The sequence below is a fragment of the Streptomyces flaveolus genome (assembly GCF_044765825.1).
Taxonomy (GTDB): domain Bacteria; phylum Actinomycetota; class Actinomycetes; order Streptomycetales; family Streptomycetaceae; genus Streptomyces; species Streptomyces flaveolus.
In genome coordinates this window covers 454,486-477,158 of the sequence record NZ_JBIWKU010000006.1, presented here as the reverse complement: position 1 = coordinate 477,158, position 22,673 = coordinate 454,486, and the positions used below count along the sequence as shown (strand labels likewise).

Genomic DNA, 22,673 nt, shown 5'->3' with positions numbered 1-22,673 from the left:
CTCGCCAGGGCGCGAGCCCACGGGGCTGGGGTGGTTCGTCGCGCAGCTCGCCGCGATCGTGGTCGTGATCCTCCGGTACGTGCGGCAGAGGCGCCTCGGTCGGACGCTGTCCCAGCCGCAGGGCGAGAAGAAGGCCGTCAGCGTCCTCCGGCCCGGGGCCTGCCTATCGCCAGGTCCGCCCGGGCCGCCTTGTGCAAGGTGTTCATTGCGTCGATGAGCGTGGAGCCGAGCTCGGCACGGCGGGTGGGGGAGGCGCTGGACGCGTCACGGGCGTGGATCAGCAGGTCCCAGAGGCGCTCGTTGACCTTCCACGCCGCCTGCGAGGCGGTGTCCTCCGCGAGCAGCACGAGCCCCTCGAACAGTAAGGAGCGCCGGTGCTCCGCCGTCTCCATCTCCGCGAGCGCCCCGGACGGGTCGTCACCTCGCTCGCGGGCCTCCAGAGCTGACTGCGCGGCTCGTGCGGCCTCCTTCACGCAGGAGACGTACTCCACGTAGGCGTCGAGCTTCCGCTCGTCCCACCGCGTGGCCAACGCCTGCCGGAACTTGGCCCGTTCGGCCAGCGTCGCGGCGAAGAACGACGTGACCGCGCCCAGCAGGACACCGACCAGGGTGATGATCTGACTTGCCATGGGGCCAAGTTAGCGATCAGCGCGGGACTCGCCGAGCCGGACTCAGCCCGCCGTCGGCACCCGGCGGCGGCCTCGCAGGGTCTCCAGCGTCGCGCCCAGCGCCAGGGACTGGACCAGCGCCGAGGCCGCGATCCCGCCGGTGAAGAACCACGTCGGCGCCTCCCCGCCCCAGACCGCCCCGCCCAGCCACGCCGCGAAGCCCAAGGTGGGGAAGGTGAACAGCGCCGGCCAGACCCAGATGAACGAGGCGTCCGCGTCGGGGGCCAGCAGCGGTTGCGTCACGGCGACGGCGACGGCGCCGCCCACCAGTGCCAGGTAGACCGCCGAGGCGGGGTTGGCGAAGGTCATGCGGGTCAGCGTGCGTATCCGGCCGGATTTCATCGGAATCTCCCCGTGGGTCGTCGTCCTGTTCCCAGGGTCGGACGGGGAGCGCCTCCGCGTCCTGAGTACCCGTACTCACTCAGGGCGTCGCGACGGCCTACGGGGAGACAGGAGCCGTCATACCGACAGCGAGACCTCGTGGATCTCGTCCGCCTTGTGTCCCGTGCGCTCGTGGACGCGCTGGACCGCCTCGGCCGTCGGGCCCTCGGAGAGGCAGTAGATCGTGCCGGAGTCCGGGTCCGCCCACGCGTGCTCGAAGTGGACGCCCTCGTCCTTCTCCAGCGCCAGGTCGGCCTGGTGTGCCCGGTGGAGCTGGTCCGCCGTGATTCCGTGCATGCCGTGGTGCACGTCCATGAAGTGAGCCATGGCCTCGCACCCCCTTCGGGATTCTCCCTTCCAGGGTGCGCCCGTACGGCGGCCGGAGCGAGCCCGGCCGCCGTACGCGTCACCGCGTCATCGTCCCGTCAGCCGCACTGGCACGGGTTGCCCGACTGACAGCCGCAGCCGCAGCCCGAACCGCAGCCGCAGGCGGCGATCAGGGGCAGGTTGCGGAGGTCGGTGGGCTGCTCGGTCCGGCGTTCCTGCGCGGGGTCGGGTGTCGTGCTGGGGGAATCGGCCATGGGTTCCTCCTAGAGGCTGGTGCCTGAGCCCATTGGAAGCCCGGAGCCCTGGTCGCATCAACGGCGCACTGAGGCGCTTCCGCGCGCCCCCCAGGAGGCCACTCGATGCGCCCCAGGCGTCGACTCGCTGCGCCCCGGGCGGGGGCCGGCCGGCATTCGCCGGCACGGCCCGCCGCCCGGCGACACCGCCGTCAGGCCCCCTCGACCCCCGTCACCGGCTGGATGTCCGCTTGGAGCTCGTCCGCGTGCTCGCCCGTGACCAGGTAGACCACCCGCTTGGCGACCGCGACGGCGTGGTCGGCGTAGCGCTCGTAGTAGCGGCCGAGCAGGGTCACGTCCACGGCCGTCTCGATGCCGTGCTTCCAGCGGTCGTCCATCAGGTGCTGGAAGAGGGTGCGGTGCAGGAGGTCCATCGCGTCGTCGTCCTGCTCCAGCTGGAGCGCCAGGTCCACGTCCTTGGTGATGATCACCTCGGCCGCCTTCGCCATCAGGCGCTGCGCGAGCTGGCCCATCTCCAGGATCGTGGCGTGCAGGTCGTGCGGGACCGCACGCGCCGGGTAGCGCAGCCGGGCCAGCTTGGCCACGTGCTGGGCCAGGTCGCCCGAGCGCTCCAGGTCGGCCGACATCCGCAGCGACGTGACGACGATGCGCAGGTCCGTCGCCACCGGCTGCTGCCGGGCCAGCAGGGCTATGGCCTTCGCCTCCAGCTCGTGCTGGAGCTCGTCGACCTTCTGGTCGCCCTCGATCACGTGCTCGGCCAGCTTCAGGTCGGAGTCGAGGATGGCGGTCGTGGCGCGCCCGATCGCCGACCCGACCAGCCGGGCCATCTCCACCAGACTGTCGCCGATCGAGTCCAGTTCCTCGTGGTACGCGTCCCGCATCAGGTTCCCTCTCGTACGTCCTAGGAGGGGGGCTCGAACCCCTCGCCGCACCCCCACGCTTACACCGTCCGGCCCGTACGCGTCCGTTTCCGGCACCACAAGTGAACCGACCCTGGCTCCAAGGTGAACTCTGGGCGACGAGTGTTCGAGGTCGCACTCCGATGGCTGCTGCCGGGACGTTCGCCATGCCTAACCTGGACTCATGGACGTGAACGCGGCGGTCGCCGCAGCGGCAGCGATCGCCGGAGTGCTCACCGGCGTCATCGCCATGCTCGCGTTCCGCTGGAGCGAGCGCGACCAGAAGCGCCCCACCCGCACCTCCCTGCACACCGACCCGGTGCTCCCGCCCGGCGTGGACACCGTCCTGTCGGTGCTGCGGTCCTCCGCCGTCGTCCTCGACGAGGCCGACGGAGTCGTCAAGGCCAGCTCGGCGGCGTACGCCCTCGGCCTGGTCCGGGGCGGCAAGCTCGCCGTCGACCCGATGCTGCAGATGGCCCGGGACACCCGGCGGGACGGGGAGATACGGCAGGTCGAGCTGGATCTGCCGAGGCGGGGCACCGGGCGCGGCGAGCCACTCGCCGTGTCCGCGCGTGTGGCGCCCCTCGGGTCGCGGCTGGTGCTGCTGCTGGTGGAGGACCTGACCGAGGCCCGCCGTATCGAGGCCGTGCGGCGCGACTTCGTCGCCAACGTGAGCCATGAGCTGAAGACGCCGGTCGGCGCGCTCTCCCTGCTCTCCGAGGCCGTCATGGACGCCTCCGACGACCCGGAGGCCGTGGAGCGGTTCGCCGGGCGCATGCAGATCGAGGCGACCCGGCTGACCAACCTCGTGCAGGAGCTCATCGACCTGTCCCGGGTCCAGAACGACGATCCGCTGGACGACGCCGAGCCCGTCCGGGTGGACGAACTGGTCGCCGAGGCCATCGACCGCTGCCGGCAGGCGGCCGGCACGAAACAGATCACGATGGCCGCCGGAGGCACCGCGGACCTGCACGTCCGCGGCAACCGCGGCCAGCTCGCCGCCGCTCTCGGCAACCTCGTCGAGAACGCCGTCAACTACTCGCCCGCCCGCACCCGCGTCGGTATAGCGGCCCGGCGCGTCAGCGCTCCCGGCGGCGACCTGATCGAGATCGCCGTGACCGACCAGGGCATCGGCATCTCCGAGAAGGACAAGGAGCGCGTCTTCGAGCGCTTCTACCGCGTCGACCCGGCCCGCTCCCGGGCCACCGGAGGCACCGGCCTGGGTCTCGCGATCGTCAAGCACGTGGTCGCCTCGCACGGCGGGGAGGTCACGGTGTGGAGCGCCGAAGGCCAGGGCTCCACGTTCACCCTGCGACTGCCGGAGTCGGGCACCGCCCGCGACCGCGCAGCACGGCGGACCGCCCACGACGCCGACCACATGGACCAGGTGGAACAGATGGACCTGGGACACGTGGAGCACGGCGAGATCGCCGGCGACGGACGGTCCGCCCCCAGCACCCCCCCTACATCCCCGTACGAAACGCTTCCCGCCCCGGAGGTCCTTCCGTGACCCGTGTGCTCGTCGTCGAGGACGAGGAGTCCTTCTCCGACGCCCTGTCCTACATGCTCCGCAAGGAGGGCTTCGAGGTCGCCGTCGCGACCACCGGGCCCGACGGACTCGACGAGTTCGAGCGCAACGGCGCCGACCTCGTCCTCCTCGACCTGATGCTGCCCGGCCTGCCGGGCACCGAGGTGTGCCGTCAGCTGCGCGGCCGCTCGAACGTTCCCGTGATCATGGTGACCGCCAAGGACAGCGAGATCGACAAGGTCGTCGGGCTGGAGATAGGGGCCGACGACTACGTCACCAAGCCCTTCTCCTCGCGCGAGCTGGTCGCCCGCATCCGCGCCGTCCTGCGCCGTCGCGGCGAGCCCGAGGAGGTCACCCCCGCCGCGCTGGAGGCCGGGCCGGTCCGCATGGACGTCGACCGGCACGTGGTGACCGTCGGCGGCACCAAGGTCGACCTGCCGCTGAAGGAGTTCGACCTGCTGGAGATGCTGCTGCGCAACGCCGGCCGGGTGCTGACCCGCATGCAGCTGATCGACCGGGTGTGGGGCGCCGACTACGTCGGTGACACCAAGACCCTCGACGTCCACGTCAAGCGGCTGCGCGCCAAGATCGAGCCCGACCCGGGCGCGCCGCGGTACCTGGTGACGGTGCGCGGGCTCGGCTACAAGTTCGAGCCGTAGCCGGACCGGCCTCGGCCCCCTTCCGGACAGCAGGACGGTACGCCGAAGGGCGGGACTCCCTCTCAGGGGTCCCGCCCTTCGGCGTACCGCGTGCTGCGCCGTACGGGGCTCAGTGGCCGGCCGTCTCCTCCTGCGCCTCGGAGCCGGTCGCCGTACCGGTGGCGTCCGCCGAGGCACCGTCGGTCGCGCCGGCCGACGCGCCGTCGGCCGGGGCGCCCGAGGTCTCGCCGGCGGCCGGCTCCCCGGAGGTCTCCGCGGACGGCTGCGCCGACGCGCCCGGCGCCGCCGGGACGTCGCTCGGGCCCCACGAGGAGAAGTAGCTCTCGGCCGGGACGACGAAGGCGCGCAGGCTCACGTCACCGGTCTCGCTGAAGGCGAAGGTGACCTTCTGCGCGTTGCCGTCCTGGATGGCCTCGCGGCTGCTGGGCAGCACCGCGGAGGCGTTGTCCTTGCCGCCCAGGATCAGGGAACCGCCGGCCGGGACGGTCAGGTTCTTGCCGCCCTTGGCGGGCTTGAGCTCGGCGGACTTGCCGGCCACGGTGATGGAGTCCAGCGTCTGGTCCGTCGAACCGCTGTTGAACAGGGTGGCGGAGACCACGGCCGGGCCGGTCGACTCCAGGTCGGGCTGCGTGATGACCAGCGCGTTCTGGATCTTGAGGTCACCGACCGAGGTGGCCGCGTTGTCCGGCTTGATCTCCAGGGTCTGGGCGTTGTGACCGGCACCGCACGCGGCGAGCGAGGCGATCGAGAACGCGATGGCGGCGGCGGCGAGGGCACCGCGTCGAAGGCTGCTGCTCACGGCGGCGGCAACTCCTTGGACTCGAGCGAGGCGGCGGCAACGGATAAAGCCGCCCTAAGTGACTGTCAGCGGCCTTAGGTTACCGAGCCGTTCCCGGGCCGCCGCACCCGACCCTCCCCGGAGGGGCTCGGCTTCGCCCGGCAGGCGGCAGTTCCGGGCCGGCCGGTCGCACCAGGAGGGCGTCCAGCGCACTGGCATCAGGGGCCACATTGGTACGCAGAGTCAACACGCACTCATCCGCCATTCGGATAAGAAGCGCCGTCATACCGGCGCCCCGCCGGCGCACGAATTTTGCGTGAAGGAATGCGCGGACGGACCCGGAATTGATCACCGGCGGGGCCGGCCGGACGCGCCCGTGATCAATTCCGGATTCGTCCGGAAGCCCGCGCCGGACACCGAACGGAGTAGCGGAAGTCGCACGCATGGAACCGGACATATGGGGACCTTCGGGCGTTCGAGGGGCCCTCCCGGCGTGTGTGGCGTGCACGTTTCGCCCGGCCGTAAGAGCCGCTCCGACCTGCGAATACCTTCTTCCGCTCACCCGGCGCAGCACGTTCGTGTTGCTGTTGTCAAGCCCCGAGATATGCCCTGACCTGCGAAAACGCCATTCAGAAGACGCCGTATCCGTGTTACCCTGGATAGCCACGGAAGGGGTACCTGTCACATGACGTTCAAGGTTGGCGACACCGTGGTCTATCCCCATCACGGGGCCGCGCTGATCGAGGCTATCGAAACTCGCCAGATCAAAGGCGTGGACAAGACCTACTTGGTGCTGAAGGTCGCCCAGGGTGACCTGACGGTACGTGTGCCAGCGGACAATGCGGAGTTCGTCGGCGTGCGTGATGTGGTCGGTCAGGACGGGCTGGACCGGGTCTTCGAGGTGCTGCGCGCGCCGTACGCCGAGGAGCCCACGAACTGGTCGCGTCGTTACAAGGCAAACCTGGAGAAGCTCGCCTCCGGCGACGTCATCAAGGTCGCGGAAGTCGTACGCGACCTGTGGCGGCGTGAGCGCGAGCGCGGACTCTCCGCAGGTGAGAAGCGCATGCTCGCCAAGGCCCGCCAGATCCTGGTGAGCGAGCTCGCTCTCGCGGAGAACACCAACGAGGACAAGGCGGAGGCCCTGCTCGACGAGGTGCTCGCCTCCTGAGGCGAAACCCTCGCGGAACCTGACGCGAGACATGGCCCACCGGCCGCTCGCATCAGGCCCACTCGGTTCAGCGCACGGAAATGCCGCGGTGCCCGATGACATCTTTGCTGTCGCCGGGCGCTGCGGCATCTTCATACCCTGACGCCGTACGCCTTCGTACGCTCATCCCGGGAGGCTTCCCCCCGGTCCTGGCGTGCCGGGCCCGGGCAGCAGGCTCGACCAGGGTCACGGAAGGGTCCGGTCAAGGCGTCGCGCCCGGCACGGTGAGGCCATACCCAACTAGGTCGAGCACACAAACCTGACAGGAACCGATGTCTGACGAATCGCGCCCCTCGCCCGCGCAGCCGCCCGCCGGGGCCCGTACGAACGCCCGGACCGCGGCCGTGATCCCGGCCGCCGGCCGCGGCGTACGCCTCGGCCCGGGCGCCCCGAAGGCCCTCCGCGCGCTGGGCGGCACGCCCATGCTCATCCACGCGGTGCGCGCGATGGCCGCGTCCCGCGCGGTCTCCCTGGTCGTCGTCGTGGCCCCGCCCGACGGCGCCGCCGAGGTCAAGAGCCTCCTCGACGCGCACGCCCTGCCCGAGCGGACCGACTTCCTCGTCGTCCCCGGCGGCGAGTCGCGGCAGGAGTCCGTACGGCTCGGCCTGGACGCGCTGCCGCCGGAGTACGACATCGTCCTCGTGCACGACGCGGCCCGGCCGCTGGTGCCGGTGGACACGGTGGACGGCGTGATCGAGGCCGTCCGGGACGGCGCGTCCGCCGTGGTGCCGGCGCTGCCGCTCGCCGACACCGTCAAGCAGGTCGAGCCCGCCGCGGTGCCGGGCGAGCCGGAACCCGTGGTGGCGACGCCGGAGCGGGCACGGCTGCGGGCGGTGCAGACGCCGCAGGGCTTCGACCGGGCCACGCTGGTGCGGGCCCACGAGACGGTGACCGGTGACGTCACCGACGACGCGAGCATGGTCGAGCAGCTGGGACAGACGGTGATGGTCGTGCCGGGGCACGAGGAGGCGTTCAAGGTGACGCGGCCTCTGGACCTCGTGCTCGCGGAGGCGGTCCTGGCGCGCCGGAGGCTGAACGATGGGTTCTGAGGCGGACGTTCCCCTGGTGCTGCCGCAGGTCGGGATCGGTACCGACATCCACGCCTTCGAGGACGGGCGCGAGCTGTGGTGCGCGGGGCTGAAGTGGGAGGACGAGGGGGCCGGGCTGGCCGGGCACTCCGACGCGGACGTCGTCGCGCACGCGGCGTGCAACGCGCTGTTCTCCGCGGCCGGGCTCGGTGACCTGGGGCAGCACTTCGGCACCGGGCGGCCGGAGTGGTCCGGGGCGTCGGGGGTGACCCTGCTGACGGAGGCCGCGCGGATCGTGCGGGCGGCGGGATTCCGGATCGGGAACGTCGCGGTGCAGGTGGTGGGGCCGCGACCGAAGATCGGCAAGCGGCGGGCGGAGGCGGAGAAGGTGCTGTCCGAGGCGGTGGCGGCGCCGGTGTCGGTGTCGGGGGCCACGACGGACGGGCTCGGCTTTCCCGGGCGGGGGGAAGGGCTGATGGCGATCGCGACGGCGCTGGTGGTGCGGGTGGGGTGACGGGTGCGGCCCGTGCCCCTGTGGCCGTGGGGGCTGGGGGCTCGGCCCGTGCCCGGCAGCGGCGGGGCTCCGCCCCGCACCCCGCCAGGGGCTCCGCCCCTGGACTCCGGCCTGCGCCCACCCACCACCCGACTCGGTCGGCCAAGCGGTGGCCGTCGCCTCCGGGCCCGGTCGCCGCTCGGCCGGACAGGCCGTGACCGGCGCCCTCGTGTTCGGCCGGTTGAGGGGTGGGCGTCGTCCTCAAGGATTCGGTGTGGTGAACAAGCGGGCCGTGCGCCCGTGGCACTGCCCGGGGGCCACTACCCTGGACTCGTGACTATTCGCCTGTACGACACCAGCGCCCGGCAGATCCGTGACTTCGCCCCCCTCACGCCCGGGTGTGTCTCGATCTACCTGTGCGGTGCCACCGTGCAGGCCGCCCCGCACATCGGGCACATCCGCTCCGGCCTGAACTTCGACATCATGCGCCGCTGGTTCGCGTACCGCGGCTACGACGTCACGTTCATCCGCAATGTCACGGACATCGACGACAAGATCATCAGGAAGGCGGCGGAGCAGAACCGCCCCTGGTGGTCCATCGGGTACGAGAACGAGCGGGCGTTCAACGACGCCTACACCGCCCTCGGTTGCCTGCCGCCCACCTACGAGCCCCGTGCCACCGGCCACATCACCGAGATGGTCGAGATGATGCGCGGCCTCATCGAGCGCGGGCACGCCTACGAGGCCGAGGGCAACGTCTACTTCGACGTACGGTCCCTGCCCGGGTACCTGTCGCTGTCCAACCAGGACATCGACGAACTGCGCCAGCCCGCGGGTGAGGGCGAGACCGGCAAGCGGGACCCGCGGGACTTCGCCATGTGGAAGGCGGCCAAGCCCGGGGAGCCGAGCTGGGAGACGCCCTGGGGACGCGGGCGGCCGGGCTGGCACCTGGAGTGCTCCGCCATGGCGCACAAGTACCTGGGCACCGAGTTCGACATCCACGGCGGCGGGATCGACCTGATCTTCCCGCACCACGAGAACGAGATCGCCCAGGCCAAGGGCTTCGGCGACGCCTTCGCCCGGTACTGGGTGCACAACGCCTGGGTCACTATGAGCGGCGAGAAGATGTCGAAGTCGCTCGGCAACAGCGTGCTCGTGAGCGAGATGGTCAAGCAGTGGCGCCCGGTCGTGCTCCGGTACTACCTGGGCACGCCGCACTACCGCTCGACCATCGAGTACAGCGAGGAGTCCCTGCGCGAGGCCGAGTCGGCGTACGCGCGGATCGAGGGCTTCGTGCAGCGCGTCACCGAGCTGGCCGGCGGGACCGTCGAGCCGGCCGCCGAGGTGCCGCCCGCCTTCGCCGAGGCGATGGACGACGATCTGGGCGTCCCGCAGGCGCTCGCCGTCGTGCACACCACCGTCCGGCAGGGCAACAGCGCGCTGGCCGCCGACGACAAGGAGGCCGCCGTCGCCCGCCTCGCCGAGGTCCGTGCGATGCTCGGTGTGCTGGGTCTCGACCCGCAGGCGCCGCACTGGGCCGGCGAGGGCGAGAAGGGCGAGGACCTGCACGACGTCGTCGACAGCCTCGTACGCCTCGTCCTCGACCAGCGGGAGGCCGCCCGGGGACGGAAGGACTGGTCCACCGCGGACGCCATCCGCGACCGGCTGAAGGAGTCGGGGCTCGCCATCGAGGACGGCCCGCAGGGGCCCCGCTGGAGCCTCGGCTCCCGCTGAGCTCCTCGGTCCCGGAAGATCGACTGTGCCGCCCGGCCTCCCGGGCGGCACACTGCATAAGACGCAAGCACCACCCACACTCCCGTGAAGACGCAGAGAGCGAGACAGGTAACTCATGGCCGCGAACAACCGCCGCATGTCCGGCAAGAAGGGCGCGCAGGTCGGCAGCGGCGGCAAGCGACGCCGGGGCCTGGAAGGCAAGGGGCCGACGCCTCCCGCCGAGATGCGCAAGGGGCACGCCAAGCAGCGCGCCGCGAACGCGAAGGCCCGCCGTGCCACGGGGCGCCCCCAGCAGCGACGCGGGGGCGGCCGGTCGACGTCCGAACTCGTCGTCGGCCGCAACCCCGTCTACGAGGCGCTGCGCGAGGGCGTGCCCGCCACGACGCTCTACGTCCAGCAGTTCATCGACAACGACGAGCGGGTGCGCGAGGCGCTCCAGCTCGCGGCCGAGCGCGGCGGCATCAACCTCATGGAGGCGCCGCGGCCCGAACTGGACCGGATGACCAACGGGCTCAACCACCAGGGCCTCGTCCTCCAGGTCCCGCCGTACGAGTACGCCCACCCCGAGGACCTGGTCGCCGCCGCCCACGACGAGGGCGCGGACCCGCTGATCGTCGCTCTCGACGGCGTGACCGACCCGCGCAACCTCGGTGCGGTCGTCCGCTCCGTCTCCGCCTTCGGCGGCCACGGCGTCGTCGTGCCCGAGCGGCGCGCGGCCGGCATGACGGCGGGCGCCTGGAAGACGTCCGCGGGTACGGCCGCCCGTACGCCGGTGGCCCGCGCCACCAACCTCACCCGGGCGCTGGAGTCGTACCAGAAGGCCGGGATCACGGTCGTCGGCCTCGCCGCCGACGGCGAGGTCGAGCTCGGCGACCTGGACGCCCTGGGCGGACCCGTGGTCATCGTCGTCGGCAGCGAGGGCAAGGGCCTGTCGCGCCTGGTCGGCGAGACCTGCGACTACCGGGTGCGGATCCCGATGCCCGGTGGCGCCGAGTCGCTCAACGCCGGTGTGGCGGCGGGGATCGTGCTCTACGAGGCGGCGCGCCGACGCGCCTGACGACGGTCGGGGGATCGCGTGTTCGATGCGGTCCCCCGAACGGGGTGTTCCGGGCGGTCCGGACAAGCTTGACGCGGTCCGGACAGATCCGGCGGGCCGAGGCAGTGTCCTAACGACACATCACTCGGTTAGATGAGCGTGGACACCAGAACACCCCGCACTCCCACGGGGGACCGCTCGTCGGGCTACGACGAAGCTCCCGCGCTGAGCATGGTGAAGGTGCCGAGCGATCCGGCCCAGGTCATCGTCAATCACGCGAGCTTCCGCGTGCAGCTCGGTGCCTCCGCGCGACGGACCCGGTCCCCGCGGATCGCGCGGCACTTGAGCGCCACCCAGGACACCGCCCGCATGCCCGTCGCCGGAACCGGGGTCCCCACGCCCGCCCGGCGCCGCCCCGTCGTCTGGAGCGGCCGGTCCGACCCGGACGACACCGGCGCCCACCGACTGCTCCAGGCAGTGCGGGCCGGAGCGGGCCGTCACACCGAGGACCCGGTCGCCGACACCTCCGCCGACGCCGGCGCCACCCAGGTCATCCCGCGCGCCGGCGAGGGCGGGCGCCCCGGTTACGACCCGTACGACGACTTCGACGACGGCCCCGACACCCAGCCCCTCCAGACCCCCCTCGTCGGCGCCCAGCGCGGCCCCGTCCGCGACGGCACCCGGCTGCTGCCCGCCATGCGCACCGTCGGCAGCGCCTACGACGAACCGGCCTACGGCGACGACGACTTCGGCCCGTCCCCCGCCGGTCACGACTACGGCGACGGCACGGACACGGAGCCGCGTACCAGGCGCCACGCCGACGACCCGGCGCGGCACGCCTACTACCCCGGCCGCCGCATCAACCTCGGCGTCGTGCTGCTGCCCCTGCGCGTCTTCCTCGGCTTCATCTCCGTCTACGCCGGCATGGGCAAGCTCTGCGACCCCGTCTACTTCGACGGCGGCGAGCGCGGGTCCATGGTCAAGTGGCTCAACACCCTGCACCCCTGGGACGTCGCCGAACCGCTGCGCCAGTTCGCCCTCGCGCACCCCGTCGGCTCCGGCCTGGTCATCGCCTTCCTGCAGGTCATCGTGGGCGTCCTGACCGTCCTGGGCTGCTGGCAGCGCGTCGCCGCCGTCATCGGCGCGATCCTGTCCGCCGCGCTCCTGGTCACCGTCAGCTGGAAGAGCACCCCGGTCTACGACGCGCCCGACATCATCTACCTCGCCGCCTGGTCCCCGCTGATCATCGCCGGCGCGCCCGTCTACTCCGTGGACGGCCGTCTCGCCGGCGGTGCCTGGCGCCGCCTCGGCCCCCGCGCCGACATCTGGGACCTGCGCCGCTACGTGCTGCGCCGCGGCGCCCTCCTCACCTTCCTCGTCGGCGGCATCACCCTCCTCGTCGGCTCGCTGCTCGGCGGTGCCGTACGCGACGCCGACCGCGTGGTCGTGCCCGGACCCGGCGAGGGCCCGCGCAACGAACTCCCCGGCTCCCCGCTCCCCCAGGAGCCCGGCGAGCGGAAGGAGAAGACACCGGAGGCCTCCTCCTCCGCATCCACCGAGGGCGCCACCTCCGGCGCGGCCACGCCCTCCGAGGGCGAGGAGACCACGCCGGGAGAGCCCGGCGACGGCGGCACCACTCCCGGCGGCGCCCCCAGCCAGACCCAGGGCACCACGGGCCAGGCCCCGCCGCAGCGGACCTCCCCGGCCGGAGAGGCGCCGAGCACCACCGCCGGTCCGACCTCCGGCGGCACCGCCACCGGGGGCAGCGGGGACGGCTCCACCGGCTCCACCGGAAGCGGCGACGGCGACGGCGGCTCCTCCTCCACGGGCCAGCCGGGCGGCCGTCTGGTGGGCGGCCTGCTGGGCTAGGCCGGGGCCGCCGCACCGGCACAGGGCACGTACGACGACGGGTCCCGCACGGATGACGTGCGGGACCCGTCGACGTAGGGGCTCAGCGGCTCAGCGCCGCCAGCTCGCGGGCCGCCTCCGTCAGGTCCTTCGCGGTGTCGATCGCCCGCCAGTAGGAGCCCTGCGGGATCGGGAAACCGGCCAGCCGGTGCTCGCGGGCCAGCCGCGGGAACGTCGTCCGCTCGTGGTCACCGCGCTCCGGGAGCATCTCGGCGAAGGCGGGCGAGAAGACGTAGACACCCGCGTTGATCTCGAAGGTCGACGGGGGCGCCTCTATGAAGTCCGTGATGTGCCCGAAGCCGTCCGTCTGCACGGCGCCCCAGGGCAGCCGGGGGCGGGCCAGGGCGAGGGTGGCGACGGCGTCCCGCTCGGTGTGGAAGTCGGCCATGTCGCGCAGCGAGAAACGCGTCCAGATGTCGCCGTTGGTGGCGTACCAGGGCCGGTCCGGGTGGGGGAGACGCGCGGCGGCGTACTTGAGGCCGCCGCCGCGGCCGAGGGGCTCGGGCTCCACCACGGTGGTGACGGAGAGCGGCAGGTCGGCGGTCTCCAGCCACTTCTGGAGCACCTCGGCGAGGTGGCCGCAGGAGACCACCACGTCGGTCACGCCCTCCTCGGCGAGCCAGGCGAGCTGATGGCCGATGATCGGGGTTCCGGTGCCCGGTATCTCGACCATCGGCTTGGGCCGGTCGTCGGTGTACGGGCGCAGGCGGGAACCCTGCCCGCCGGCCAGGACGACGGCTTGAACGGGGCGGCGGGACGCGGCGTTCGGATCGGTCATGACCCGAACTGTACGTGGCGTCCCGTCGGCCCCGTGGGGGTGTTCGGCCGTGGGCGTTCAGCGGTGCGCGGCCAGCACGCCCGAGGCGAAGGCGGTGTCGCAGACGGGGCGCGCGTAGGACTGGGCGCGCGTGGGGCCGTAGACCTTGACGGCGGCGCGGCCGAGGGCGCGGGCGATGGACGCACAGTGCTTGGCCAGGGACGGGCGGTCGTCGACGGCCTGCTGGAGGTGGGTGAGGGCGACCCCCGGGTCCTCCTCCTGAAGCTCGGTCAGCAGCCGGTCGCGCAGCACCTCGTGCGGAGCGCGGGCCGCGGCGCGCGTGGAGGCCCCGGCGGCGGAGGCGTCGGACGCGGTGAGCACCGAGTTCGAGGGGTCCCCCGACCAGTTGACCCGGGTGACCGCGAGGGTCCCGGAGAGCACCAGGACGACGGGCAGGACGAAGGCGAGAGAACGGCCGATCCGGCGGGCGGGGCCCCGGCCGCTTCGCGTCTGCTGGGTGGCGGAGTGCTTCACGGAGTGCTTCACGCGAGTGAGGGTAGCGCCCGGTGATGATTTGGCGACATTTAGTCACCGGTTCGGGTGACATAGCAGGGCCCGAAAATGGGTAACGGGTTGACGCACATTGCTCGAAACGTCCGTTGTGCCGGGGTATTTGTCGACAACGAAAAGGGCCCCGCAGCAGGTTGCGGGGCCCTTCTCGTCAATGCGGGGGGAATTCACCCGTGCCGGGGACGTCCGCCCCCGGCACACACCGGTCGGGTTCTCAGTCGGAGAGGCGCTCGCCCGAGGAGGACGAGAACACGTGGAGCTCGCCCGGCCGCGGCACGACGTGCACGGTCGCGCCCTTCTCCGGCACCGCACGGCTGCTGACGCGGACCACGAGGTCCTTCGTCTCGCCGCCGACCTCGACCGTGCCGTAGATGTAGCCGTCGGCGCCGGTCTCCTCGACGACGTTGACCGAGACCGCGAGACCGGCCGGGGCGTCGGCGGAGTCCTTGGTCAGGGACGCCGCGGCGCCGCCGTTCAGCTCCACCACGTCGAAGTGCTCGGGGCGGACGCCGACGGTGACCGTGCGGTCGCCCCGGTCGGACGCGGCCTTCAGGGCGTCGCGGCTGACCGGGACCACGCTGTTGCCGAACTTCACGCCGCCGTCGGTGATCGGCACCTCGACCAGGTTCATGGCCGGGGAGCCGATGAAGCCGGCGACGAAGAGGTTCGCGGGCTTGTCGTACATGTTGCGCGGCGAGTCGACCTGCTGGAGCAGACCGTCCTTGAGCACCGCCACGCGGTCGCCCATGGTCATGGCCTCGACCTGGTCGTGGGTGACGTAGACGGTGGTGATGCCCAGCCGGCGCTGCAGCGAGGCGATCTGGGTGCGGGTGGAGACACGGAGCTTGGCGTCCAGGTTGGACAGCGGCTCGTCCATGAGGAACACCTGCGGCTCACGCACGATCGCGCGGCCCATCGCGACACGCTGGCGCTGACCACCGGAGAGCGCCTTCGGCTTGCGGTCCAGGTACTCGGTGAGGTCGAGGATCTTCGCCGCCTCCTCGACCTTCTGCCGGATCTCCGCCTTGTTGACGCCGGCGATCTTGAGCGCGAAGCCCATGTTGTCGGCGACCGTCATGTGCGGGTACAGCGCGTAGTTCTGGAACACCATGGCGATGTCCCGGTCCTTCGGCGGCAGGTGGGTGACGTCGCGGTCGCCGATGCGGATGGCGCCGCCGTTGACGTCCTCGAGCCCCGCGAGCATGCGGAGCGAGGTGGACTTGCCGCAGCCGGACGGGCCGACCAGGACGAGGAACTCGCCGTCCGCGATGTCGATGTCGAGACCGTCGACGGCGGGCTTGTCGGAACCCGGGTATACGCGGGTCGCCTTGTCGAACTGGACTGTGGCCATGGTGATGGGCCCCCTTCTACCGGCAGGAACGTGCCGGACGATCCGTTGTAGGAAGGTGGTTGGTGTAGTCCACGCGGGTGAACTGGCTCAGGACGGTACCCGGCGTTCATGTGATCTGTCAGTACCTGTGGCCCTGTGAACTTCGCCGAAATTTTCGAATCCCATCGTTCACCGGCTCTGTGTACAGTGGAGCAGCCTCCGCGCGCGCCGCCGCGCGATGCCTGCCTCCTTAGCTCAGCTGGTCAGAGCGCCGCTCTTGTAAAGCGAAGGTCGTCGGTTCGAATCCGACAGGGGGCTCTGTCGCTGAACAGCGAGAACGCCCCGGCCGATGATCGGTCCGGGGCGTTCGACATCCACGGGTGACATCAACGCGGGCGGTCACTCACGGTCGACGCGGCGCCTGAGCAGGCGGTCCATGTGGCTGATGGGCTCGCGCTGCGTGTCGGACGTCGCGTGCGTGCAGACGTCCATCGTGATGCTGATCTGGCTGTGGCCCAGGATCTCCCTCACGATGCGGGGCGCGACACCGGCAGCGGTGAGGAGCGTGGCGCAGCCGTGCCGGGCGTCGTGCAGACGGATGCGATGCAGGCCGGCGGCGTCGGCGATGCGGAAGAACGACCGGTTGATGTTCTGCGGCTCGATCGGGCGGCCGGTGCGGGTGGTGAAGACGTACGCGGACGGGGACAGCTCGACCCCGCCCGGCCGCTCATGGTGGTGTCCTCGTAGAGCTCCCCGCCCACGCGCTGCACCTGATTGCTGATCCGCAGCACCCGATGCTCAAGGTCCACGTCCGACCAGCGGAGCCCCATGCCGACAGTCGACCACGGCTCTTCCCCTGCTCGGAGACGATGCTTCAGGTACCGACGCAGGCGCCGATCAGTGGAGCGGAGTTGAGGTGGCACGCATGCCCGAGCCCTGCATGCGGGTGTCCCGCGTGCAGGGCTCGGGAGTGCCGGGCAGGCTTCACGACCCTGGGGTGTGGCCGGCCCGCCTGGCACTCAGAGGTCGGGAAGTCCCGTCAGGGCGGCCATCTGCTGGAGCATGGTCGGGCTCGCGACGCCGGAGTAGGCACGCACCTCGTCCACGGTGCCCTTGAAGTACTCACCGCTGTGCGCCGAGCGGCCCACCTGAAGGCCGCCCGAGGCAGTCCACGAGGTCGTGTCCACGGCCGTGGAGGTGTTGGCCAGCTGCCCGTTCACATAAAGGCGAAGCTCATGAGCAGGGGCGTCGAAGACGACGGCCAAGTGATCGCCCACGCCGTAGGGATTGTCGTCGGGCAGATCCTGTTCCTCGGTGATGACGACGTGCGGAGCGTTCACCTTGTCCTTGGTGGACACCACGACTTCCCACTTCCCGCTTGCCGCCTGGTACCGGATCGCGATGCGGTCGGCGTCGGAGCCCGGAAGTGACAGAACGGTCTGCGTCCTGTTGTCGGCCGCGGCCAGGCGAGCGCGGGCGCCGAGAGTGAAGCTCCCGTCCCCGCCGACCGGTGCCGCGGACGTCGCCGCCCAGTCACCGTCACCGTCGAGCCGGAGGTCGCCCTGATCAACCAGGGCGGGATCCCCGAAAATGTCCTCGTTGTGGTAGATCCAGGCATCGCCGTTCAACATCAGCGGCAGGCCCCCGGGCTCCACATTCGGAGCGACTCCGCCGGGCGCTGCCTCCAAGGGCCAGTAGCCCTCCCGACTCAGCGGCGTCTCTCCAGCCCGGGGGCCGTGTTCCTTGCCGGCTGCGTAGGCGGTGCCAGGGAACGCGCCGAGTGTGAACGAGAGCGCGACGGCGCCCAGCGCCACAGCCGTGGCGCGGTATCTGTCGTGCATGACCCCCCTTTTAAAGATCCGGTCAAAATGCTGAAGTGATCCTCCAGCCCCGCTCCTTCGGGCGCAAGGAGTTTCGGTCGCCCGGCTCACGTATCGGCCTGCCGTCGACGCAGCCGAGCACGATCACTCAGAGCACTGCGCTGAGTGGTGCGGTACAGCAGCGGACGGCAGCGGCTTTCAGCACTGCAACACGGTGCAGGCGATCCGACAGGGGGCTCCGGTCCCGTCAGGGGCGACGCCCCCGTGATCTCGGATCGCGGGGGCGTCGACGTTGCTGCTCGCAGTTCGGGTCAGGTGCGGTTCGCGCTGGACGGGCCGAAGAACTCGATCTCCGCGATGGCGACCTGCTTGTCGGCCGAGGCCGCGTGGGCCGACTCGACGGTGAAGCGGACCTTGGTGACCTCACCGACCCTGAAGGGGCGGCGCTGGCCGCCGGCGCCCTGGTCCAGGGTGAGGTCGCGGGTCGTGGTGCTGCCGTCCTTCCTGGTGATCGTCGCCTTGATGCGGTGCGGCAGAGCCGACTCGCCGAGCCGGTCGGGCTGGGTGGAGACGCCCGGCGTGATGATCACGTCCAGCAGCCGGGTCGGCTCGGTGAAGCCGACCTCGATCCACTCTCCCCGGCCGGACTGCGAGACGCCCGGGCCCCACCAGGTGTTGCTGCGCTTGTCGAAGGCGAGCTGCGGTGAGTGCCCGGGGAAGGAGCGGGAGGCCGTGATCCTGTCCGGGGCGACCGGGGCGCGCTTGGCGAAGTGGTCGCGGGTGGCCTGGATGCCGTCGGGGATGTAGACGAAGCCCAGGACCGCCAGGGTGACGACGACGGCGAGGGTGACCCAGGTGCCGATGCGGTCGAACACGCGACGCAGGCGGGGCCGGTCGCCCGCCCAGGGGGTCTCACGGCGCCGGCCGCCGAAGAGGCGGCGCCACCAGGGGGCCGGCCCCGGTGCGTTCTCGCCGGTGGCGGTCAGGGGCATCGCGCAGCGGACGCAGTAGTGGCGGTCGGGCCGGTTGGGCGTGGAGCACCACGGGCAGGGCGGGCCGTCGGCGATGCCGGGCTGCCGGCCCGGGGCGCGTACCTGCGGCCGGTCGGCGTCGGGGCGGCCGGGCAGGACCGGGGCGACGGCGGGCGGCGGGGCGGGAGCGCGGGCTTCCGGGTCGGCGACGGGGACGAGCAGGGACCGTGCGCGGTGGTTCATGGTGTCGCCGAGGCCGTTCGGCCGGGCCGGCTCGGGCGCCGAGGGGATCGGGGCGGTGGGCGCGGTCTCGTCCACGTCGCGGGTGCGGGGGGCCGAGGCATCGGCGGCGGTGTACGGGTCGGGCGGGTCGCCGTCCGCGCGGGCGGGTGTCGCGGGGTGGGCGGGGCCGGTCGTGGGTGCGGTCGGTTCGGGTGCCGGGGAGTGTGCGGCGCCGGCCTGCCAGGAGGGTGCGCTCGGTCCGGTGGGCGTCGCCGGTGCTGTGGTGCCGAGGACTCCGGGCGCCGGGGAGTGCGTGGCGCCGGCCTGCCAGGAGGGTGCGGGGGCGGAGGGCTGGGGTGCGGTGGGGCCGGTGGTTCCGGCCGGTGCGGTGGTGCCCGCGGCCGGTGCGGTGGATGCCGCGGCGCCTGCCGTGATTCTGGCGGTTCGGGCCGCCCTCGCCGCCCTGGCGGCTCGCGCGGCGCTCACGGTGTCGGCGGTGCCCGCGGGTGCCGGAGCACTCGCCGCCTCTCCTGCCGCTCCCGCGGGCGCACCGGTGACGGAGCCCTGCGCGGTCCCCGGGGCGCCGGCGCCGGCCCCCGGGTGGCCCGTATCGGCTCCCGCGTGACTCGTGCCGGGCGTCGGGATGCCTCCGCCGGCCCCCGGGGCGCCCGTGCCGGCCCCTGCGGCGTGCGTGACGGTCGTCGGGCTGTCCGCGACCCCCGAGGGGTGCGTGCCGGCCCCAGGGGTGTCCGTGACGGTCCCCGAGGCGTGCGTGCCGGGCTCCGGGATGCCCGTGGCGGCTCCCGGGGCCGTGTTCCGGGTGTCCGGGTGCCGCGGGGCGGGGGTGTCGGTGGCGGGCGGGGGCGCCCAGCCGTCGCCGGTGCCGTCGGCGCCGGGGGTGGACCGGTCGGCGTCGGCCGGTGCGGTCGTGGCGGGCGTGTCCGCGGCGCCGGAGGCGTCCCCGGCGGCGGGACGGGCGGCGCGGGCCGTGCCGGCCTGTTCCCAGCGGAGTACGGCGCCGCACGCGTCGCAGAAGGACTGGCCCGGTTCCGCGCGCGTTCCGCACTCGGCGCAGTTCTGCGTGGTCATCTCTCCGGGGTCCTTTCGGAGGCGGTCACTTCGACGGTGTAGGGCATGTGGGCGGGGCGGGCTGCCGCGACGAGGGTGTCCAGGCGGTGGGTGTCGGCCGGGGACGGGTCCGGCAGCCGCAGGGCGACGTGGAGGTGGGGGCGGGCGGCGCCGGGGAACGGGCCGAGGGGGCGGGCGTTCCACGCCGCACCGCCGCTCTCGGTGATGTCCGGGGCGACGCCGAACGCGAGCCGCACCGCCTCGGACAGGCCCTGCCGGGTGCCGCGCACGCGGTGCAGGCGGGCTGCCGCCGCGACGGCGGCGCGCAGCCGGGGTTCCGGTTCGGTGCCGTCGGTCTCGGCGCCGACCCAGGTGCCGAGCCACTGGGCGAAGTCGGCCGGGGTGAGGGCCGGATCGAAGTAGGTGTCCAGGCAGTCGAGGACGTTGAGGATGGGGGCGAGGACGTCGTCGAGACCGCCGACGAAGCGCTGGGCGAGGTCGTCGTCGGCGAAGACGGCGGGGAGCATCGTGCCCAGGGGGAGGGACGAGCCGAGCCCGTCGACGGAGCCCCGGTACGCGGTGGTGGTCACGTGCCGTCTCCGATCACGCGGACGCGGTGGTCGAAGGAGAAGACCAGCGAGGGCGGCTGGAGGTCGATGCGGTCGGTCGGGTCGCCGCGCTTGCCGGTGAGGGGGTCGGCGGGGTGCAGGACGACCTCGTCGACGAGCTCCACACCGGGGACGCGTTGCAGCACGGCGAAGACCTCGCCGCTCTGCACGGGACGGCCGAAGGGCCAGCCCCTGCCGTCGGCGCCGCCGGTGAGCGGGTCGAGGTGGCGGTAGAGGGCGTCGTGGGCCTGGCGGCGCACGCGGTCGGTGTCGACGCCGCGGAAGGCGTGGACGGTGGCGACGACGGTGACGCCCTGGTAGTAGGGCGGGCCGACGGCGAGGCGGGTGCCGATGAGGCGGCGTTCGTCGAGGTGGCGGGTGATGCGGGCCAGGAGGGCGTCGCCGGGAACCAGTTGCTCGAAGCGCAGCCGCCCGCCCGGGTCGGGGACGGCCTGCGGGACGACCAGGACGCGGACCGCGTAGGCCCCGTGGTCGCCCTCCTGGCCCTCCAGACAGGTGATGCGGGCGGTCTCGGGGGCGGCGCGGCGGGCGAGTTCCTCGTAGTCGCGCAGGGTGACGGCGCGTTCCTGGGCGCGCAGCGTGATCGGCGCCCGGAGCTTCGCCTCCTCGACGGTCTCGCCGTCCACGCCGCCGCGGGCGGCCTCGCGGTTGACGACCTCGGAGACGTACGGGATGGAGGTGCGCAGGACCTGTACGGCGCCGCGCGCCACGTTGCCGGCCCGCCCCCCGCCGGTGCGGTAGCGGCGCGCGCGGACGACGGCGCCCTTGGGGGCGACGGTGCCGTACTGGCGCAGGGTGCCGTCGGGTTCGCGGACGGCGGGGCCGAAGGCGATCTCGCCGGTGGCGGCGTCCAGGGTGATGTGGTGGTCGTCGGGGCGGGAGGCCGCGAAGTGCGGGACGACCTGCCAGTCCTGCCAGCCGGCGTCGGCGGCGGTCTGCAGGAGGAGGGGCGGGTCGTCGGCGACGACGGGGGCGTGGGCGAGCCGCAGTCGCTGGCCGGGCAGGCCGGTGGACTCGCCGAGGGCCTCGTCGTGGACGGTCTCCGCGTGGACGGCGCGGGTGGTGCCGCCGATGGTGAACGCCTCGGCGGAGCGGATGGTGGGCGAGGTGGTGTAGAACGGCTGGCCGGGCAGCGGGTCGGTGACCCGGCAGCGTATCCAGCCCGCCTCCTGGCCGCCGTTGCGGGACAGGACGTGGCCGCCGGGGACGTGGAGCACGACGTCACCGGGGCGGTTGAGGCCGCCGGTGCCGTCGCGGTCGACCTCGCAGGGCTGCCAGCCGTCCTCGGTCCAGGCCTCCCAGACGAGGGGCGGCTGGCGGGGGTCGACGCCGACGCCGTCGACGCGGCTGTCGAGTTCGAGGGCGAGGGCGCAGTCGGGGGTGGCGGCGGTGAGGCCGATGAGCATGCAGTCACCGGGGTTGGGGGCCTCGGCGAAGCACGACAGGTCCTTGCCCTCGGCGAGGTCCGTGGTGCGGTCCGTGACGGGTTCGCCGCGGTGCTGCACCACGAGGTGGCGCAGTGCGCACGGTACGACGGTCAGGTCCTCCTCGGTGGCGAAGACGACGGCGTCGTCGCGCTCGGTCCGCAGGGTGGCGACCTCGGCACCGGCCGGGACGAGGATCGCGTCCTCCTGGGGCGCGGACAGCCAGAAGGTGACGTCCGTGCGCGCGGCGGAGGGCGGGAAGAGGGTGATGCCGACCAGGTCGAGGAAGGCGAGGTGGTTCTTCTCGGGGACCCGGTTGAGCCGGTAGACGATCTGGTCCGCCATGTGGGCGACCGTCTCGACGAGGGTGACGCCGGGGTCGGAGACGTTGTGGTCGGTCCACTCCGGGGCGCGCTGCTGGATGTAGCGCTTGGCGTCGTCGACGAACTGCTGGAAGCGGCGGTCGTCGAGGTTGGGGGAGGGCAGGGACATCAGTGGTCGCTTTCGGGAGAGCCCGGGAGGCCTGTGGGGCCGTCGGTGAGGTCCGGCTCGTCGTGGGAGGGGATGACGTAGAACGGGAAGACGAGGCTGCGCGGGTTGTTGGTGCCGCGGATCGAGTAGCGGACGTCGATGTAGAGGACGCTCTGGTCGGTGCCGGTGCTGACGTCGACCTCGTGGACCTCGATGCGCGGTTCCCAGCGGTCCAGGCTGATGTACACCTCGTGCTGGATGCGGCCGGCGGTCTGTTCGTTGACCGGGGCGAAGACGAGGTCGTGGATGGCGCAGCCGAACTCGGGGCGCATCGGCCGTTCGCCGGGCGCGGTGGCGAGGACGAGGCGGATGGCCTCCTCGACCTCGCGTTCGCCGCTGACCAGCGCGATGCCGCCGGTGGGTCCGATGCGCATGGGGAACGCCCAGCCGGCGCCGACGAACTGTTCGGCCATCAGGGAGCCACCTGCCTTCTTCTTCCTGTTCCCGCGGT

22 protein-coding genes, 1 tRNA gene and 1 pseudogene are annotated in these 22,673 nt (G+C 72.5%); 9 read left to right on the top strand and 15 right to left on the bottom strand.

All coding sequences use genetic code 11. The features are described 5' to 3' along the window. Positions 1–137: 137 nt before the first annotated feature. The 5 genes from ACIRG6_RS21200 to phoU form a co-directional block, all read right to left on the bottom strand. The gene (locus ACIRG6_RS21200; RefSeq protein WP_364818031.1) at positions 138–629 is read right to left on the bottom strand and encodes a hypothetical protein; all 492 of its coding nucleotides are present in this window, start codon (positions 627–629) and stop codon (positions 138–140) included. A gap of 42 nt (positions 630–671) precedes the next feature. After that, complete coding sequence (locus tag ACIRG6_RS21195) at positions 672–1,010, bottom strand: SCO4225 family membrane protein (protein WP_450152410.1); 339 nt, start codon at positions 1,008–1,010, stop codon at positions 672–674. A gap of 117 nt (positions 1,011–1,127) precedes the next feature. Further along, positions 1,128–1,376 (bottom strand): SCO4226 family nickel-binding protein, encoded by a 249-nt coding sequence (locus tag ACIRG6_RS21190; RefSeq protein ID WP_364674251.1) that lies wholly within the window; start codon positions 1,374–1,376, stop codon positions 1,128–1,130. Positions 1,377–1,474: 98 nt separating this feature from the next. Next, entirely contained in the window at positions 1,475–1,630 is a 156-nt protein-coding gene (locus ACIRG6_RS21185; RefSeq protein ID WP_239765799.1) for a hypothetical protein, read from the bottom strand. 191 nt (positions 1,631–1,821) lie between these two features. After that, positions 1,822–2,511 carry a phosphate signaling complex protein PhoU gene (phoU, locus tag ACIRG6_RS21180; protein WP_189234035.1) on the bottom strand — a complete coding sequence of 230 codons (690 nt, stop codon included), beginning with the start codon at positions 2,509–2,511 and terminating at the stop codon, positions 1,822–1,824. Positions 2,512–2,713: 202 nt separating this feature from the next. On the opposite strand from phoU, the gene ACIRG6_RS21175 reads away from it, so the two are divergent. Then, the gene (locus tag ACIRG6_RS21175; RefSeq protein WP_350722239.1) at positions 2,714–4,039 is read left to right on the top strand and encodes a sensor histidine kinase; all 1,326 of its coding nucleotides are present in this window, start codon (positions 2,714–2,716) and stop codon (positions 4,037–4,039) included. Further along, positions 4,036–4,716: a response regulator transcription factor gene (locus ACIRG6_RS21170; RefSeq protein ID WP_004929857.1), complete on the top strand. Its 681-nt coding sequence runs from the start codon at positions 4,036–4,038 to the stop codon at positions 4,714–4,716. Before ACIRG6_RS21175 ends, ACIRG6_RS21170 begins: the two co-directional genes overlap by 4 nt. Positions 4,717–4,825: 109 nt before the next feature. Here the strand turns inward: ACIRG6_RS21170 and ACIRG6_RS21165 are convergent, their stop codons facing one another. After that, positions 4,826–5,515 carry a DUF461 domain-containing protein gene (locus tag ACIRG6_RS21165; RefSeq protein WP_364674244.1) on the bottom strand — a complete coding sequence of 230 codons (690 nt, stop codon included), beginning with the start codon at positions 5,513–5,515 and terminating at the stop codon, positions 4,826–4,828. 664 nt (positions 5,516–6,179) lie between these two features. Between ACIRG6_RS21165 and ACIRG6_RS21160 the strand changes: the two genes are divergently transcribed. The 6 genes from ACIRG6_RS21160 to ACIRG6_RS21135 all read left to right on the top strand — a co-directional run bounded on the left by ACIRG6_RS21160 (position 6,180) and on the right by ACIRG6_RS21135 (position 12,861). Beyond that, positions 6,180–6,662, top strand: a complete 483-nt coding sequence (locus ACIRG6_RS21160) for a CarD family transcriptional regulator (protein WP_003953493.1) — start codon at positions 6,180–6,182, stop codon at positions 6,660–6,662. Positions 6,663–6,973: 311 nt separating this feature from the next. After that, positions 6,974–7,750 (top strand): 2-C-methyl-D-erythritol 4-phosphate cytidylyltransferase, encoded by a 777-nt coding sequence (gene ispD, locus ACIRG6_RS21155; protein ID WP_364674243.1) that lies wholly within the window; start codon positions 6,974–6,976, stop codon positions 7,748–7,750. Continuing rightward, positions 7,740–8,243: a 2-C-methyl-D-erythritol 2,4-cyclodiphosphate synthase gene (gene ispF / locus ACIRG6_RS21150; protein ID WP_403324027.1), complete on the top strand. Its 504-nt coding sequence runs from the start codon at positions 7,740–7,742 to the stop codon at positions 8,241–8,243. The genes ispD and ispF overlap by 11 nt, the downstream gene beginning before the upstream one ends. A 312-nt stretch (positions 8,244–8,555) precedes the next feature. Further along, positions 8,556–9,956 (top strand): cysteine--tRNA ligase, encoded by a 1,401-nt coding sequence (cysS, locus tag ACIRG6_RS21145; protein ID WP_359400524.1) that lies wholly within the window; start codon positions 8,556–8,558, stop codon positions 9,954–9,956. Between the two features lie 115 nt (positions 9,957–10,071). Continuing rightward, positions 10,072–11,013: a 23S rRNA (guanosine(2251)-2'-O)-methyltransferase RlmB gene (gene rlmB, locus ACIRG6_RS21140; protein WP_350722231.1), complete on the top strand. Its 942-nt coding sequence runs from the start codon at positions 10,072–10,074 to the stop codon at positions 11,011–11,013. 132 nt (positions 11,014–11,145) lie between these two features. After that, the gene (locus ACIRG6_RS21135; RefSeq protein WP_403324025.1) at positions 11,146–12,861 is read left to right on the top strand and encodes a DoxX family protein; all 1,716 of its coding nucleotides are present in this window, start codon (positions 11,146–11,148) and stop codon (positions 12,859–12,861) included. A gap of 82 nt (positions 12,862–12,943) precedes the next feature. Here the strand turns inward: ACIRG6_RS21135 and ACIRG6_RS21130 are convergent, their stop codons facing one another. The 3 genes from ACIRG6_RS21130 to msiK all read right to left on the bottom strand — a co-directional run bounded on the left by ACIRG6_RS21130 (position 12,944) and on the right by msiK (position 15,578). Beyond that, positions 12,944–13,678 (bottom strand): nucleotidyltransferase family protein, encoded by a 735-nt coding sequence (locus tag ACIRG6_RS21130; protein ID WP_239765802.1) that lies wholly within the window; start codon positions 13,676–13,678, stop codon positions 12,944–12,946. 57 nt (positions 13,679–13,735) lie between these two features. Beyond that, positions 13,736–14,191 (bottom strand): hypothetical protein, encoded by a 456-nt coding sequence (locus ACIRG6_RS21125; RefSeq protein ID WP_351133601.1) that lies wholly within the window; start codon positions 14,189–14,191, stop codon positions 13,736–13,738. Between the two features lie 250 nt (positions 14,192–14,441). After that, positions 14,442–15,578, bottom strand: a complete 1,137-nt coding sequence (gene msiK / locus ACIRG6_RS21120) for a diacetylchitobiose ABC transporter ATP-binding protein MsiK (RefSeq protein ID WP_239765803.1) — start codon at positions 15,576–15,578, stop codon at positions 14,442–14,444. 223 nt (positions 15,579–15,801) lie between these two features. Here msiK and ACIRG6_RS21115 point away from each other — a divergent pair. Continuing rightward, a tRNA-Thr gene (locus ACIRG6_RS21115) sits at positions 15,802–15,875 on the top strand. Positions 15,876–15,956: 81 nt separating this feature from the next. On the opposite strand, the pseudogene ACIRG6_RS21110 reads toward ACIRG6_RS21115, so the two are convergent. From ACIRG6_RS21110 to ACIRG6_RS21085, 6 genes and pseudogenes are all read right to left on the bottom strand, one after another. Then, positions 15,957–16,387 (bottom strand): annotated as a pseudogene (locus ACIRG6_RS21110) (tyrosine-type recombinase/integrase); the annotation flags it as partial. A 189-nt stretch (positions 16,388–16,576) separates the two neighbouring features. Next, the gene (locus tag ACIRG6_RS21105) at positions 16,577–17,371 is read right to left on the bottom strand and encodes a LamG domain-containing protein (protein WP_403324023.1); all 795 of its coding nucleotides are present in this window, start codon (positions 17,369–17,371) and stop codon (positions 16,577–16,579) included. A 317-nt stretch (positions 17,372–17,688) separates the two neighbouring features. Then, entirely contained in the window at positions 17,689–19,056 is a 1,368-nt protein-coding gene (locus ACIRG6_RS21100) for an NADase-type glycan-binding domain-containing protein (RefSeq protein WP_403324098.1), read from the bottom strand. 599 nt (positions 19,057–19,655) lie between these two features. Next, positions 19,656–20,165: a phage tail protein gene (locus ACIRG6_RS21095; RefSeq protein ID WP_239766519.1), complete on the bottom strand. Its 510-nt coding sequence runs from the start codon at positions 20,163–20,165 to the stop codon at positions 19,656–19,658. Positions 20,166–20,224: 59 nt separating this feature from the next. Further along, positions 20,225–22,183 (bottom strand): putative baseplate assembly protein, encoded by a 1,959-nt coding sequence (locus ACIRG6_RS21090; RefSeq protein ID WP_364674233.1) that lies wholly within the window; start codon positions 22,181–22,183, stop codon positions 20,225–20,227. Next, complete coding sequence (locus ACIRG6_RS21085; RefSeq protein WP_364674230.1) at positions 22,183–22,635, bottom strand: GPW/gp25 family protein; 453 nt, start codon at positions 22,633–22,635, stop codon at positions 22,183–22,185. The genes ACIRG6_RS21090 and ACIRG6_RS21085 overlap by 1 nt, the downstream gene beginning before the upstream one ends. Between the last annotated feature and the right edge of the window lie 38 nt (positions 22,636–22,673).

Coding starts and splice junctions, on each gene's coding strand:
- ACIRG6_RS21200 (WP_364818031.1), bottom strand. CDS start 629: ATGGCAAGTCAGATCATCACCCTGGTCGGTGTCCTGCTGGGCGCGGTC.
- ACIRG6_RS21195 (WP_450152410.1), bottom strand. CDS start 1,010: ATGAAATCCGGCCGGATACGCACGCTGACCCGCATGACCTTCGCCAAC.
- ACIRG6_RS21190 (WP_364674251.1), bottom strand. CDS start 1,376: ATGGCTCACTTCATGGACGTGCACCACGGCATGCACGGAATCACGGCG.
- ACIRG6_RS21185 (WP_239765799.1), bottom strand. CDS start 1,630: ATGGCCGATTCCCCCAGCACGACACCCGACCCCGCGCAGGAACGCCGG.
- phoU (WP_189234035.1), bottom strand. CDS start 2,511: ATGCGGGACGCGTACCACGAGGAACTGGACTCGATCGGCGACAGTCTG.
- ACIRG6_RS21175 (WP_350722239.1), top strand. CDS start 2,714: ATGGACGTGAACGCGGCGGTCGCCGCAGCGGCAGCGATCGCCGGAGTG.
- ACIRG6_RS21160 (WP_003953493.1), top strand. CDS start 6,180: ATGACGTTCAAGGTTGGCGACACCGTGGTCTATCCCCATCACGGGGCC.
- ispD (WP_364674243.1), top strand. CDS start 6,974: ATGTCTGACGAATCGCGCCCCTCGCCCGCGCAGCCGCCCGCCGGGGCC.
- ispF (WP_403324027.1), top strand. CDS start 7,740: ATGGGTTCTGAGGCGGACGTTCCCCTGGTGCTGCCGCAGGTCGGGATC.
- rlmB (WP_350722231.1), top strand. CDS start 10,072: ATGGCCGCGAACAACCGCCGCATGTCCGGCAAGAAGGGCGCGCAGGTC.
- ACIRG6_RS21135 (WP_403324025.1), top strand. CDS start 11,146: ATGAGCGTGGACACCAGAACACCCCGCACTCCCACGGGGGACCGCTCG.
- ACIRG6_RS21130 (WP_239765802.1), bottom strand. CDS start 13,678: ATGACCGATCCGAACGCCGCGTCCCGCCGCCCCGTTCAAGCCGTCGTC.
- msiK (WP_239765803.1), bottom strand. CDS start 15,578: ATGGCCACAGTCCAGTTCGACAAGGCGACCCGCGTATACCCGGGTTCC.
- ACIRG6_RS21095 (WP_239766519.1), bottom strand. CDS start 20,165: ATGCTCCCCGCCGTCTTCGCCGACGACGACCTCGCCCAGCGCTTCGTC.
- ACIRG6_RS21090 (WP_364674233.1), bottom strand. CDS start 22,183: ATGTCCCTGCCCTCCCCCAACCTCGACGACCGCCGCTTCCAGCAGTTC.
- ACIRG6_RS21085 (WP_364674230.1), bottom strand. CDS start 22,635: ATGGCCGAACAGTTCGTCGGCGCCGGCTGGGCGTTCCCCATGCGCATC.